Source organism: Qipengyuania mesophila, assembly GCF_019711655.1.
Taxonomy (GTDB): Bacteria; Pseudomonadota; Alphaproteobacteria; order Sphingomonadales; family Sphingomonadaceae; genus Qipengyuania; species Qipengyuania mesophila.
The window spans coordinates 1,541,118-1,554,168 of sequence record NZ_JAIGNU010000001.1; the positions used below are offsets into that span (position 1 = coordinate 1,541,118).

Annotated in this window: 14 protein-coding genes and 1 tRNA gene; 10 read left to right on the plus strand and 5 right to left on the minus strand. The window is 66.1% G+C overall.

The genetic code is table 11. From position 1 onward, the window contains the following. From purH to K3181_RS07805, 7 genes are all read left to right on the plus strand, one after another. The gene (gene purH / locus K3181_RS07775) at positions 1-1,587 is read left to right on the plus strand and encodes a bifunctional phosphoribosylaminoimidazolecarboxamide formyltransferase/IMP cyclohydrolase (RefSeq protein WP_221602427.1); all 1,587 of its coding nucleotides are present in this window, start codon (positions 1-3) and stop codon (positions 1,585-1,587) included. 80 nt (positions 1,588-1,667) lie between these two features. Further along, on the plus strand, positions 1,668-1,829 hold the full coding sequence (locus tag K3181_RS07780) for a hypothetical protein (protein ID WP_221602428.1): 162 nt from the start codon (positions 1,668-1,670) through the stop codon (positions 1,827-1,829). Beyond that, complete coding sequence (msrA, locus tag K3181_RS07785) at positions 1,829-2,509, plus strand: peptide-methionine (S)-S-oxide reductase MsrA (protein WP_221602429.1); 681 nt, start codon at positions 1,829-1,831, stop codon at positions 2,507-2,509. Before K3181_RS07780 ends, msrA begins: the two co-directional genes overlap by 1 nt. A gap of 37 nt (positions 2,510-2,546) precedes the next feature. Next, the gene (locus K3181_RS07790; RefSeq protein ID WP_221602430.1) at positions 2,547-3,014 is read left to right on the plus strand and encodes a Fur family transcriptional regulator; all 468 of its coding nucleotides are present in this window, start codon (positions 2,547-2,549) and stop codon (positions 3,012-3,014) included. A 76-nt stretch (positions 3,015-3,090) separates the two neighbouring features. Beyond that, the gene (gene dxs, locus K3181_RS07795) at positions 3,091-5,013 is read left to right on the plus strand and encodes a 1-deoxy-D-xylulose-5-phosphate synthase (RefSeq protein WP_221602431.1); all 1,923 of its coding nucleotides are present in this window, start codon (positions 3,091-3,093) and stop codon (positions 5,011-5,013) included. A gap of 9 nt (positions 5,014-5,022) precedes the next feature. Continuing rightward, positions 5,023-5,238, plus strand: a complete 216-nt coding sequence (locus K3181_RS07800) for an HTH-like domain-containing protein (protein ID WP_221602432.1) — start codon at positions 5,023-5,025, stop codon at positions 5,236-5,238. A 6-nt stretch (positions 5,239-5,244) separates the two neighbouring features. Beyond that, positions 5,245-6,042 carry a crotonase/enoyl-CoA hydratase family protein gene (locus K3181_RS07805; RefSeq protein ID WP_221602433.1) on the plus strand — a complete coding sequence of 266 codons (798 nt, stop codon included), beginning with the start codon at positions 5,245-5,247 and terminating at the stop codon, positions 6,040-6,042. 25 nt (positions 6,043-6,067) lie between these two features. On the opposite strand, the gene K3181_RS07810 is transcribed toward K3181_RS07805, so the two are convergent. The 5 genes from K3181_RS07810 to K3181_RS07830 form a co-directional block, all read right to left on the minus strand. Further along, the gene (locus K3181_RS07810) at positions 6,068-6,748 is read right to left on the minus strand and encodes an NnrU family protein (RefSeq protein ID WP_221602434.1); all 681 of its coding nucleotides are present in this window, start codon (positions 6,746-6,748) and stop codon (positions 6,068-6,070) included. Positions 6,749-6,813: 65 nt separating this feature from the next. Continuing rightward, positions 6,814-7,305, minus strand: a complete 492-nt coding sequence (locus K3181_RS07815) for an FKBP-type peptidyl-prolyl cis-trans isomerase (RefSeq protein WP_221602435.1) — start codon at positions 7,303-7,305, stop codon at positions 6,814-6,816. A gap of 11 nt (positions 7,306-7,316) precedes the next feature. After that, a complete protein-coding gene (locus tag K3181_RS07820) occupies positions 7,317-8,705 on the minus strand; it encodes an amidohydrolase family protein (RefSeq protein WP_221602436.1) in 1,389 nt (462 codons plus the stop codon). Then, the gene (locus K3181_RS07825) at positions 8,702-10,078 is read right to left on the minus strand and encodes an amidohydrolase (RefSeq protein WP_221602437.1); all 1,377 of its coding nucleotides are present in this window, start codon (positions 10,076-10,078) and stop codon (positions 8,702-8,704) included. Before K3181_RS07825 ends, K3181_RS07820 begins: the two co-directional genes overlap by 4 nt. Positions 10,079-10,185: 107 nt before the next feature. Then, entirely contained in the window at positions 10,186-11,853 is a 1,668-nt protein-coding gene (locus K3181_RS07830; RefSeq protein WP_221602438.1) for a peptide MFS transporter, read from the minus strand. A gap of 197 nt (positions 11,854-12,050) precedes the next feature. Here K3181_RS07830 and K3181_RS07835 point away from each other — a divergent pair, with 197 nt between their 5' ends. The 3 genes from K3181_RS07835 (at position 12,051) to K3181_RS07845 (ending at position 12,974) form a co-directional block, all read left to right on the plus strand. Beyond that, a complete protein-coding gene (locus K3181_RS07835; protein WP_221602439.1) occupies positions 12,051-12,392 on the plus strand; it encodes a GntR family transcriptional regulator in 342 nt (113 codons plus the stop codon). A 150-nt stretch (positions 12,393-12,542) separates the two neighbouring features. After that, positions 12,543-12,824, plus strand: a complete 282-nt coding sequence (locus K3181_RS07840; protein ID WP_221602440.1) for an integration host factor subunit beta — start codon at positions 12,543-12,545, stop codon at positions 12,822-12,824. A 65-nt stretch (positions 12,825-12,889) separates the two neighbouring features. Then, positions 12,890-12,974 (plus strand) — tRNA-Leu (locus K3181_RS07845). Positions 12,975-13,051: the final 77 nt, after the last annotated feature.

A 13,051-nucleotide genomic window follows, 5' to 3' on the forward strand; every position in this document is an offset into this window, starting at 1 on the left:
ATGACCGACGTGGCGATCAAGCGGGCACTGCTCTCGGTGTCCGACAAGAGCGGCTTGGTGGAACTCGGCCGGGTGCTGGCAGCCAAGGGCGTCGAACTGGTCTCTACCGGGGGCACCGCCAAGGCGCTGCGCGAAGCCGGGCTCACGGTGAAGGACGTTTCCGACCTCACCGGTTTTCCCGAGATGATGGACGGGCGCGTCAAGACGCTCCACCCGATGGTCCATGGCGGCCTGCTCGCGGTGCGCGACAATCCCGAGCATGCCGCCGCGATGGACGAGCATGCGATCGGCGCGATCGACCTCGTGGTGGTCAATCTCTACCCTTTCGAAGCGACCGTGATGCGCGGCGCCGAGCGCGACGAGATCATCGAGAACATCGATATCGGCGGGCCGAGCATGGTGCGCAGCGCGGCGAAGAACCACCAGTTCGTCACCATTGTCACCGATCCGGCCGACTACGATACCCTCAAGAACGAACTCGAGGCGACCGGTGCGACCTCGCTCGACTTCCGCCGCAAATGCGCGGCCAAGGCTTTCGCCGCCACCGCCGCCTATGATTCGATGATCAGCCAGTGGTTCGCATTCGCCGACCAGCAACAGCTCTTCCCCGATTTCCTCGCGGTCAACGGCAAGGCGCCGGTCGAGCTGCGCTATGGCGAGAACCCGCATCAGAAAGCGGCGCTCTACACGCCTGCCGGCCCGCACGGGAAGGGCATCGCGCAGGCCGAGCAGCTCCAGGGCAAGGAGCTCAGCTACAACAATTATAACGACGCCGACGCCGCGCTCGAGCTGTGCGCCGAATTCGCCGGCGGCGAGCCCGCGGTGGTGATCGTCAAGCACGCCAACCCCTGCGGGGTGGCGCAGGCGCCCACGCTGCTCGAAGCGTGGAACGAGGCGCTTGCCTGCGACAGTGTGTCGGCCTTCGGAGGCATCGTCGCGGTCAACACCGAACTCGACGGGCCGACCGCCGAGGCGATCTGCGAGATCTTCACCGAAGTCGTCATCGCGCCCTCGGTCAGCGAGGAGGCGAAGGCCGCTTTCGCCAGGAAGAAGAACCTGCGCCTGCTCGTCACCGGCGACCTGCCCGACCCGCGCCGCGGCGGGCTGCTGGTCAAGCCGATCACCGGCGGCCTCCTGGTGCAGACGCGCGACAATGGCGCGATCACCGAAGCCGATCTCAAGGTCGTCACCCAGCGCGAGCCGACCGCGCAGGAGCTGAAGGACTGCCTCTTCGCCTGGACCGTGGCGCGCCACGTCAAGTCGAACGCGATCGTCTATGCCAGGGACGGCGCGACCGCCGGCATCGGCGCGGGCCAGATGAACCGCCGCGATTCCTCGCGCATCGCCGCGATGAAGGCTGCCGAAGCGGCGGAGAAATATGGCTGGGACCAGAGTCGCACGGTCGGCAGCGCGGTCGCCTCGGATGCCTTCTTCCCCTTCGCCGACGGCCTCCTGGCCGCAGCCGAAGCGGGCGCGACCGCGATCATCCAGCCGGGCGGCTCGATCCGCGACGAGGAAGTGATCGCCGCCGCCGACGAGGCGGGGCTGGCCATGGTCTTCACTGGGATGCGCCATTTCCGCCATTGAGCCGACCGGTCCGGCGGATCATCGCCTGAACCGTTCACAACGATCGCATTAAGCAGGTTGCAAGTGCAGCCGGTGTAACCATGTCGGCGAGACTGACGAAAGACCTGACCATGAGCCTGTTCACCCCCGACCTCTATCGCAACTTCGGCATCGGCTTCGGAGCCGGCGCCATCGCCGTGCTCATCGCCAATGGCGGCGAAATCCTCGGCGCTGTGCCGCAACTGATCGCCGCCATCTTCTGATGCGCGGGCGCGCCGCCCTTGCCGCCGCGGCACTGGCGCTGGGACTTGCGGCCTGCCAGCAGCCCGCCCTTGCGGCGGAGAGCGCGGTCGCGGCCCCCAAGGCCAAGCGCGTGGCGCGGGAAGGCAAGGGCCTCAAGACCGCGATCTTCGCTGGCGGCTGCTTCTGGGGCGTCGAGGCCGTCTTCAGCCATGTGAAGGGTGTCAGGAGCGCGGTCTCGGGCTATCATGGCGGCACCGAGCGCCAGGCCTCCTACAATCTCGTTTCCAGCGGCATGACCGAGCATGCCGAGGCGGTGAAGGTCACCTACGACCCGAACGTCATCCGCTACGACCAGCTGCTCAGGATATTCTTCTCGGTCGTTGCCGATCCGACTCAGCTCAACCGCCAGGGTCCCGATACGGGCACGCAATACCGCAGCGCGATCGTTCCGACTTCCGCCGAACAGAATGCCGTCGCCAAGGCCTATATCGCGCAGCTCAAGGCCGCCAAACTGTGGGACCGCCCGATCGTCACCCGTATCGAGCGCGCACAGGGGTTCTACCCGGCCGAGAGCTACCACCAGGATTTCGCCGCGAAGAACCCGCGCCATGCCTATATCGTGCGCTGGGATGCTCCCAAGGTGGCGGCGCTCAAGCGGATGTATCCCCGCGTCTATTCGGCGAGCTTCCGGCGCGACTAGCTTGCGCGAGGGCGCGCCGCGCCCTACCTCTTGGCGCATGGCCGGACATCACCATGCTCACAAGGAACACGAGGGCGCGGACCTGATCGCCGCCGCCCGTAGCACGCTCACCGACAGCGGCGAGCAATGGACCGGCATGCGCCAGTCGGTGTTCGAGGAACTCGCCCGGCACGACAAGCCTGCCAGCGCTTACGACATCGCCGACAATCTCTCGCAGAGCCGCGGCAAGCGGGTGGCGCCCAACAGCGTCTATCGCATTCTCGACCTGTTCGTGCGGACCAATCTCGCCAACCGGATCGAGAGCGCCAACGCCTATCTCGTCAACACGCATCCGGGCTGTCGGCACGACTGCATCTTCCTGATCTGCGACGATTGCGGCAAGGCCACGCATGTCGACGACGACCGCGTGACCGGCGCGTTGCGCGAGGCGGGCAAGGACGCGGGCTTCACCGACGTCCGCCCGGTGATCGAGCTGCGCGGGCTGTGCGACGATTGCGCCGCTTAGGCCCCGGCAGTCCGTTCCCTTCTGGCGACAAAGCGTTCATCGACAGTTTCGTCGGACGCGTGTAGAGCGCATCGCCATGACTAGTCGCCCCAAGACGCCGTTGCTCGACACGGTCGATACACCCGACGATCTCCGCAAGCTCAAGAAGGATCAGCTCCGCCAGCTGGCCGACGAATTGCGTGCCGAGATGATCGACGCGGTGGGGCAGACCGGCGGGCACCTCGGCTCGGGCCTTGGCGTGGTCGAACTGACCACTGCGATCCACTACGTCTTCGACACGCCGACCGACAAGCTGGTGTGGGACGTCGGCCACCAGTGCTATCCGCACAAGATCCTCACCGGACGGCGTGACCGCATCCGCACGCTGCGCCAGGGCGGTGGCCTCAGCGGCTTCACCAAGCGCGCCGAGAGCGAATACGATCCCTTCGGCGCGGCGCATTCGTCGACTTCGATCTCGGCGGCGCTCGGTTTCGCCATGGCCAACAAGATGCAGGACCGCCCCGGCCGCGGCATCGCGGTGATCGGCGACGGCGCAATGAGCGCGGGCATGGCCTATGAGGCGATGAACAATGCCGAACAGGCGGGCAATCGCCTGATCGTGATCCTCAACGACAACGACATGTCGATCGCGCCCCCCGTGGGCGGCCTCTCGGCCTATCTCGCGCGGATGGTGTCGAGCAGCGAATATCTCGGCCTGCGTTCGATGGCGTCGAAGATCGCCAAGAAGCTCGGTCGGCGCGTGTGGGGCGGGCTCGAAAAGGCCGAGGAATACACCCGGGGCATGGTGACCGGCGGGACGCTGTTCGAGGAGCTCGGCTTCTACTATGTCGGCCCGATCGACGGGCACAATCTCGACCACCTCATCCCGGTGCTGGAGAATGTCCGCGACAGCGAACAGGGCCCGGTGCTGATCCATGTCGTGACGCAGAAGGGCAAGGGCTACGCTCCGGCCGAAAACAGCGCCGACAAATATCACGGCGTCGCCAAGTTCGACGTCGTCACCGGCGAGCAGAAGAAGAGCTCGGGCGGCCCGCCCGCCTATCAGAACGTCTTCGGCGAAACGCTGGCGAAGCTGGCCGACAGCGATCCGCGCATCTGCGCCATCACCGCGGCAATGCCGAGCGGCACCGGCGTCGACAAGTTCGCCAAGGCGCATCCCGACAGGGCCTTCGACGTCGGCATCGCCGAGCAGCATGGCGTGACCTTTGCTGCTGGCCTGGCCGCAGAAGGCATGCGGCCCTTCGCCGCGATCTACTCGACCTTCCTCCAGCGCGCCTACGACCAAGTGGTGCACGACGTGGCGATCCAGAACCTGCCCGTGCGCTTCGCCATCGACCGCGCGGGGCTGGTCGGGGCCGATGGCTGCACCCATGCGGGCAGCTTCGACATCACCTATCTCGCGACGCTGCCCAACATGGTCGTGATGGCCGCCGCCGACGAGGCGGAGCTGGCGCATATGACCTATACGGCGGCCGAGTATGACGAAGGCCCGATCGCCTTCCGCTATCCGCGCGGCAATGGCGTCGGAGTCGAGATTCCCGAAACGCTCGAAAAGCTCGAAATCGGCAAGGGCCGCATCGTCCGCGAAGGCAGCAAGGTCGCGATCCTGTCATTGGGCGCGCGTCTGGAAGAGGCGAAGAAGGCCGCCGACCAGCTCGAGGCCAAGGGCCTTTCGACCACCGTCGCCGACATGCGCTTCGCCAAGCCGCTCGACACCGCGCTGATCGAGAAGCTTATGCGCAGCCACGAGGTCGTGGTCACGGTCGAGGAAGGCGCCGTGGGCGGCCTCGGCGCGCATGTGCTGACTTTCGCCTCGGACGAGGGCCTGACCGACGGCGGCCTCAAGGTGCGCACCATGCGCCTGCCCGACATTTTCCAGGATCATGACGATCCGATGAAGCAGTACGATGAGGCGGGCCTCAATGCGCCGCACATCGTCGATACGGTGCTGAACGCGCTGCGCCATAACAGCGCAGGCGTGGAAGAGGCGCGGGCATAGGGGGCGAAGATGCAAATTGCTCAGCTGGCGAAAACACTAAGCGAACGCGTTGAAAAAGCGGCGAAAGGTGAGCGCGTCACACAAATCCATCTCTTCGGCATTGAGTTTGCTGAAGAGATAGGCAGCGCTGCCAATCAGGTGGTGGAGGCTTCTGAAATTGACAATAGCTACGCCACCGAAGTGCGCAAAGGGATGCGCTTGGCAAAGTACGTCCGTCTGCGTTGATTTGACATGACCCTGCTCACCATCGACACCGCCGACCACGTCACCACGCTCACGCTCAACCGCCCGGACACGATGAACCCGCTCGGCGCGGCGGGCGACGGCGATGCCTTCGCGACTGCCTGCGATGCCATCAACGCCGACATGGACGTACGCTGCGTGATCCTGACGGGCGCGGGGCGGGCGTTCAGCGCGGGGGGCGACATCAAGGCGATGAAGGAGCGGACCGGGACCTTCGGGGGGACCGCACCGGAGATCTCCGACGGCTACCGCAACAACATCCACAAGGTGCTGCGCGCGCTCTACGGGCTGCGCGTGCCGCTGATCGCCGCGGTCAACGGGCCGGCGATCGGGCTCGGCTGCGACCTCGCCTGCCTTGCCGACATGCGCATCGCCAGCGATCGCGCGAAATTCGGCGTCACCTTCCTCAAGCTCGGCATCATCCCCGGCGATGGCGGCACCTGGATACTGCCGCGCATCATCGGCGAGGCGCGTGCGGCCGAGCTGTTCTACACCGGCGACGTGATCGATGCGGCGACCGCGCTCGACTGGGGCCTCGTCAGCCGCGTGGTCGAGGGCGAGGCGCTGATGGACGAGGCACACGCGCTCGCCGCCAAGGTCGCCGCCATGCCCCCGCACGCTTTGCGTCAGGCGAAGAACCTCATGCGGCAGGGGCGCTCGGTCGGCTACGACACCGCGCTCGAGATGGCCGCCAACACCCAGGCGCTGATGCACCTCACCGAAGATCACATGGAAGGGATCGACGCGCTGCTCGAAAAGCGCGCGCCGAAGTTCAGCGGACAGTAGACGCTTTGGCCGCGCCGCTGGAGGACTAGACCCAGCGCCAGATCCCTGCGGGCATCCCGTTGGCGTGGATATGGCCATAGGTCGCGGCGAGCCAGATGATCACGCCGCCGATCCAGGCCACGGGGCCCGCGCGCAGCAGTCGGCCGAAACGCGGCCAGTAGCTCGTCTGCGCTTCCCAGCCGGCCCAGGCCTCGCCCATCAGCCCCTCCTTCTTGCGGTCCTGCAGATGCGCGCCCACCAGCGCGAGCACGCCGATCGCGCCCGCCATCACGATCTGCCGCGCGGTCGGGCTCAGCAGCAGGTGCGTCGCCGCCCACAGCGCGAAGCTCCACATCATCGGGTGGCGCGTCACATGAAAGACGCCGTGCGGGCCGCGCGCGGCAAGGCTCGTCGCGCCCGGGGCGGGCAGCGCGGGATTGCCGACGAAGGAGCCGGCGAGCAGTACCGATGCGACGAGCATGACCAGCGTCGCCATCGCCCAGCCGATGTCGCCCATGGCGTACCACAGGACCGGGCCCGAGGGGCCGACCGCGCGGAAGGCGACTACCGCCCAGACGAATGTGGCCAGCGCGACGAGCGAATAGAATGCGCGGAAGCCGTTCTCGCCCAGCGCCCCGACCAGCGGCGCGCGCAGCGGGTGCGAAAGCGCGAAATGACTGCCGACGAAAGCGATCGAAGCGGCAACGAGTGACAGCAGCGGATCCATGATGTCCTCCCCCAAGGTCGGACGTCAGGCTATCACAGTCCTACCGCGCGGCAAGCCGTCTCGGCTCAGCGCCCCTCGATACCGATGAGTTCGACCTTGAACAGCAGCGTCGCGCCGCCGGGGATCGGGCCCTTGCCGCTCGCGCCATAGGCGAGGTCGGCGGGGGCGGCGATCTCGATCGTGTCGCCCACGCCCATCTCCGGGATCGCCATCTGCCAGGCCTTGATCAGCCTGCCGAGTGGAAAGGTCGCCGGCTCGCCCCGGTCGTAGGAGGAATCGAAGGTCTCGCCGTCGATGAAGGTTCCGGCGTAATGGACCGTCACCGTGTCCTCGACCGTCGGGTGAACCTCGCTTCCGGCGAAGTGTGTATAGCGCCAGCGCAGCCCGCCGGGCATGACGCGCCAGCCGCCCTCGGCATCGAGCTTGGTGAGATAGGCCTGCTGGGCGTTCATCCACGCGATGTCCTGCGACCGGTCGGGCGGGCTCTCCTGCGCGCAGGCGGCATAGCCGCCCACGGCGAGGATCGCGGCGCCCAGCGCGAGCATGCTTGTACGCATCTCGTTCATCCCTACCAGTCGTAGCCCTTGGGCTGGTCGCTCGTATCCAGATCGCGGTAGCGGTCGCGCAGGCGGCTCTGGTGGCTCTCGAGCGGTTGTTCGACACCATCGATGAAGACCTTCACCGGAGCCGAGCCGACCTCGAGCGGATCCCCGTCCCAGATCACCACATCGCCCAGCGCGCCGGGGGCGAGGATTCCTGCCCTGCTGCCCATCCCGCTGATCGTCGCGGGAACCGAGCTGATCGCGGCAAAGGCCTGACCCCAGCTGAGGCCATCGGCACCCGGCACGCGCGTCAGCGCGACCAGGTTCCCTGCATACTGGCCGAGATTGCGCGGGTTCTCCATTGCCGAGGCATTGATCGCGACGCGCACGCCCGCCTTGACCATCCGGCCGACGTTCGACTGTGTGCTGGCGAGTTCCTCGAAATTCTGCGGCAGGTCGTCGAGTCCGTCGGCGATGACCGGGACTCCGGCTGCGGCTATGTCGCTCGCCACCAGCCAGCCTTCGCTCGCACCGACCAGCACTAGGTCGAGGCGCGGGAAATCGCGCTTGAGGGCAATCACGCTACGGATGTCCGAAGCGCGCTCGACGCCGACATAGAGCTTCTGTTCGCCGCGCACGACGGGGACCAGCGCCGCCGCGTCGAAGCGGGTCAGCAGCACATCGCCTTCGCGATCGGTCGGGCTGCCGGAAAGCCTCGGGTCGAGCGGGACATCGTCGCCAAGGTCGACATTGCCGCGGTTCGACGAGCGTCCCGGGATCCGCGCATCCTCGCCCAGCCGGGTCGCTTCGCGCAGTGCGTTGCGGAACAGCGCATGCGCCGAGACGCGGCTCCCCCCGGCGCGGCGGGCACCGCCCTCGCCGAGGTCGACGAACTGGAAGGCGCGCTGGCGCGTGACTGCGTTGGCGTCCGCGCCGAGGTCGATGATCGCACCCTGTCCGCCGAAGATCGAGGCCGAGGGGGGCATCATCGTCGCCGCGCGCGTCACGCCTGCGGCACGATGGACGAGGATGTGCTGCGACGAAGGATTGATCGCCGTGCTGACGTCGAGAGCCGCGCTGAAAGGGGAGTTCGAGGCGCGCGTGTCGTTCGATTCGCTGACCGCGCCGACATCCCAGAGGCCGAGAGTGGTAACCGTGGCGAAGATGCCGGGCGTGACCCAGCTGCCGGTGCCGTCGAGCGCCTCGATACCCGCAGGCACGGCGACACCGCGGCCTGCCGCGACCACCTTGCCGCCACGCACGACGACGGTCGCGCCTTCGATCGGCTCGGAACCGTCGCCGGTGGCGACAGTGGCATTGGTGATGGCGAGGTCCTGCGCCATGGCGGGGGCGGCGGAGGCCAGCGCGAGCATGCTCGCGGCGCCGAGGACGAATGCGTTCAGCGCGCGGTTCATTTCACGTCTCCTTCACCGGGCTGGCCAAGCTCGAAATCGCTCACCGGTCGCCGTTTGCGGTCCATTGCATCGAACATCAGAGCCCCGTCGATCCAGACCTTCTCGGGCCGCGAATAGACCGACAGCGGATCGCCGTTCCACAAGACGACGTCGGCCATCTTGCCCGCTTCGAGACTGCCGGTCATGTCGGCGATGCCCATCGCCTTGGCGGCGTTGTAGGTGAACCAGCCGACCACTTCGGCATCGGGAATATCGATGCCCAGGCGGCGGCCGGCGGCCTGCGCCTTGGCGGCTTCCTGGTTGAGGCGCTGGATGCCGTTGGCATCGTCGGAGTGGATGACCACGCAGGCGCCCGCCTGGCGCAGGAACGCCGCGTTTTCGAGAATGCCGTCATAGGCTTCCATCTTGAAGCCGTACCAGTCGGCCCAGATAGCGCTGCAGACGTCGTTTTCGCGCAGCAGATCGCCGATCTTGTAGGCTTCGACCGCGTGATGAAAGGCGGTCACCTTGTAGCCCATCTCCTTGGCCATATCCATGACCAGCGCCATCTCATCGGCGCGGTAGCAGTGATTGTGGACGAGGATCTCGCCGTCGAGCACGCCCTTGAGCGTTTCCTTGCCGAGATCGCGCTTCTTGCCGTCATAGGCTTGCGCATCGAGCCACATCTGCCGGTTGACCGCGAAATTTCCCATCCGGGTCGAAGGCATGCGGCCCTTGCCGCCGTAGACGCGTTTGGGGTTCTCGCCGCAGGCCATCTTCATGCCGTAGGGCGCGCCGGGGAATTTCATCCCCTGCACCGTGCGCGACGATACGTTCTTGAGCGTGACCGAGCGCCCGCCGGTGAGGTTGGCCGAGCCCGGGAGGATCTGCAGGCTGGTGATACCGCCGTTGGCGAGCGCGCGGGTGAAGCCGGGGTCCTGCGGCCACACCGAATGTTCGGCCCAGACCTCGGGAGTCATCGGGCTGGTCGCCTCGTTGCCGTCCGAATGCGCCTCGACGCTCGGCGTGGGATAGTCGCCGAGGTGCGAGTGGATGTCGATCACGCCGGGCGTGACGAACTTGCCGCTGCCGTCGATCCGGTCGTAGCCTTCGGTCGAGAGCGCGGCATCGCCCACGGCGACAACCTCGCCATCGCGGAACAGCACCGTACCGTTGTCGATCCGCCCACCCCTGCCGTCATAGACGGTCGCGCCCACAAGCGCCGTGGGACGTCCGGGGTAGCGCTGGTAGGTCGAGGGGAAGGGGGCATTGCCGTCCTTTCCGACCGGCGCGGTCCAGTCGCCTGCCGACGCGACGCCGTCGCCCCCGCCAGTGGTTGAACAACCGGCCACCGCGAAGGCAGCCGCGCAGGCGAGCAAGGCGTATTTTGTCATGGATCCCCCAATGCAGTCGGGCCGGAGCATCGCTGCCCCGGCCCGACCCGTCAAATACATTTGTCGGAGCCATACGGCGCTTCGCCGAATGGAGCCGTGCGTTGCGGTCAGCTCCGCGGATCGGTCGCCGGGTGGGCGCCCGGCCCGACCGGTTCGGCGACTTCGCCCTGACCCGACAGATCGTCCGACACATCGTCGTCGCGCAGCGTGTCGAGATGCATCAGCTTCTTCACCAGCGGCGAGACGAGGATCACGAAGACGCCGATGCCGACCGCCACCAGACCCATGGTCCAGTAGATATCGAGTGCACCGTCACGGGTAATCTCCCCACCGTGGCCGCCTTCGCCGCCCATCAGCGTGCCCATGAAGCCCGCCACGAAATTGCCCCCGGCGGTGCCGAAGAAGAACGCAGCCATCATCAGCGACGCCATGTGGCGGACCGACAAGCGGTTGATCGCCGACAGGCCAACCGGCGACAGGCAGAGCTCGCCGGTTGTCGAAAGCAGGTAGAAGAGGAAGATGAAGAGTACGGGGACGAGCGCATCGCCCGCCGCATTCGCGCCCCATACCAGGACGATGAACGCAAGGCCCATCTGCGCGATACCGAGGCCCATCTTGGCGTAAGTATTGGGCTCCCAGCCTCTGCGCCCGAGGAACTGCCACAGGCCCGCGAAGAGCGGCCCGAGCAGGATGATGTAGATCGGGTTGATCGACTGGAACAGCGAAGTCGGCACGCCCTGGCGGTCGACGTAGCGATCGGTGAACAGGTTCACCGAACCGCCCGCCTGTTCGAACAGGCCCCAGAAGATCGGCATAAGCAGGATGATGCAGATCATCGCGAACACCCGGTCGCGCGAGTGCGCATCGAGCTTGAAGGCTTCCTTGAGCACGTAACCCAGGAGGGCGATGCCAGAGAGAAGCAGGATCCAGCCGACCGCATCCTGGAACTGGATCAGCAGCCAGATCACCGCGACGCCGACGAGGCCGACGCCGTAAAGTAACCACTCGAGGCTGAAGCCGGCGACCTTTTCCTTGAGTTTGGCCGGAACCGGCGGCTCACCCTGACCCTTCAGCAAGGGCTTGCCGAGGATGAAGACCACGAGGCCCAGCAGCATGCCGATACCCGCCGCGCCGAAGCCGTAGGCCCAGCCCAGCGTCTCGCCGAGATAGCCGGCGATGATCGTACCGGCCGCGGCGCCGAGGTTAATCCCGATGTAGAAAATGGTGTAGGCCGAATCGCGACGCAAGTCGGTGCGCGGATAGAGCTGGCCGACGATCACCGAGATGTTTGCCTTGAGGAAGCCCGAGCCGACAATGATCAGCGCCAGTGCCAGCCAGAAGATGTTGAGCGTCGGGTCGTTGGCGTAGCCGCTGCCGTCGCCTTCGAAAGCCATGAAGAAGTGGCCGAAGGTCAGCAGCACCGCACCGAATGCCACGGCCTTGCGCTGGCCGAGATAGCGGTCGGCAAGCCAGCCGCCCAGGACCGGGGTGATGTAGACGAGGCTGGTATAGGCCCCGTAGATCAGGCTCGCGCCGCCATCGGAATAGAGCCAGTGCTTGACGAGGTAGAGGATGAGCAGGGCGCGCATCCCGTAGTAGGAAAAGCGCTCCCACATCTCGGCGAAGAACAGGACGTAGAGACCCTTGGGATGGCCCAGCACCTCTTCCTTGGGGCGAGTGATCGCCAATGCACCGATTACAAGGAAGGCTGCCAGGATGACCACTGCGATCGCGGCGATCCAGTCACCCTCGTTCCATAAAGCCATGTCTTTCATCAAGGTATCCCCGAACCATTATTCTCGATTGGACGCGCAGGGGCGTCGGAATGGCGCGCACCCTAGCGGTTCAAACGCTCATGTGAAGCATTAGTTACAGCTGTCACTGCCTTGCGCCCGGCTGAACGCGCCGTACGGGAACCTTGCGCGCAGCGGTGTATTATGGCACTGATGCAGTCTGTTGCGGGGAAAATACCATGAGCACGCAGTCCAAGCCCGTTTACCTGAAGTTGCGCGACATGATTGCCGCTGCGATCATCGATGGCCGCTATGCCGAAGGCGAGATGTTGCCCTCGGTGCGCGCGCTCGCGGCCGAACAGGGTGCCAACCCGCTGACCGTGGCCAAAGCCTACCAGCAGTTCCAGAACGACGGTCTGGTCGAGGTCCAGCGCGGTGTGGGCATGTACGTGGTCCGAGGTGCGGCCGAACGCCTGCGCCGATCCGAGCGGGAGAACTTCCTGCGCGACGAATGGCCCGAAATCCGCGCGCGCATGGCCCGGCTGGGCGTTTCGGCGACGGAGCTGCTCGCCGACGCCTGACCGCCGATGGCGAAAATTTACAATTGTGAACTTGCGGGCGGCACCGCCTTCTGCCACATTCATCCGGTTGGAATCGGGCGGAAAAGCGCGGTCCCGAGGGTCGCATAGAGGAAACGGCATTTTGCGGTCGATGGCACCGGGAGACCTTCTATGATCCGATCCGAACTTCTCGCCGCCCTTGGCCAGGACTATCCCGATCTGCGCGCCGAAGAGGTCGAGCAGGTCGTCGACATCTTCTTCGAGGAAATCTCGCAGCGCCTGACCGAAGGCGGGCGGGTCGAGTTGCGCGGCTTCGGCGCCTTTTCGACGCGCGAGCGCGAAGCGCGCAAGGGCCGCAACCCGCGCACGGGCGAAACGGTCGACGTTCCGGCCAAGCGGGTGCCGTATTTCAAGCCCGGCAAGGACATGCGCCGCCGTCTCAACGACGGCTGAGAGCCATTCAGGGCGTGATCCGCGATTGCCCGCCCGGCGAGCAGCGACTAGGGCTGCCTGCCATCGCGGGTGTGGCGGAATGGTAGACGCCGGGGACTTAAAATCCCCTGAGCTTTGCTCGTGTGGGTTCGAGTCCCACCACCCGCACCAAGCTTTTCTGCCATCTTTGGCCAAAGGCCATGCGTCCGTGGAAGCGCCGTTCCAGTTGCAGGGGTAATTTTGGGGTA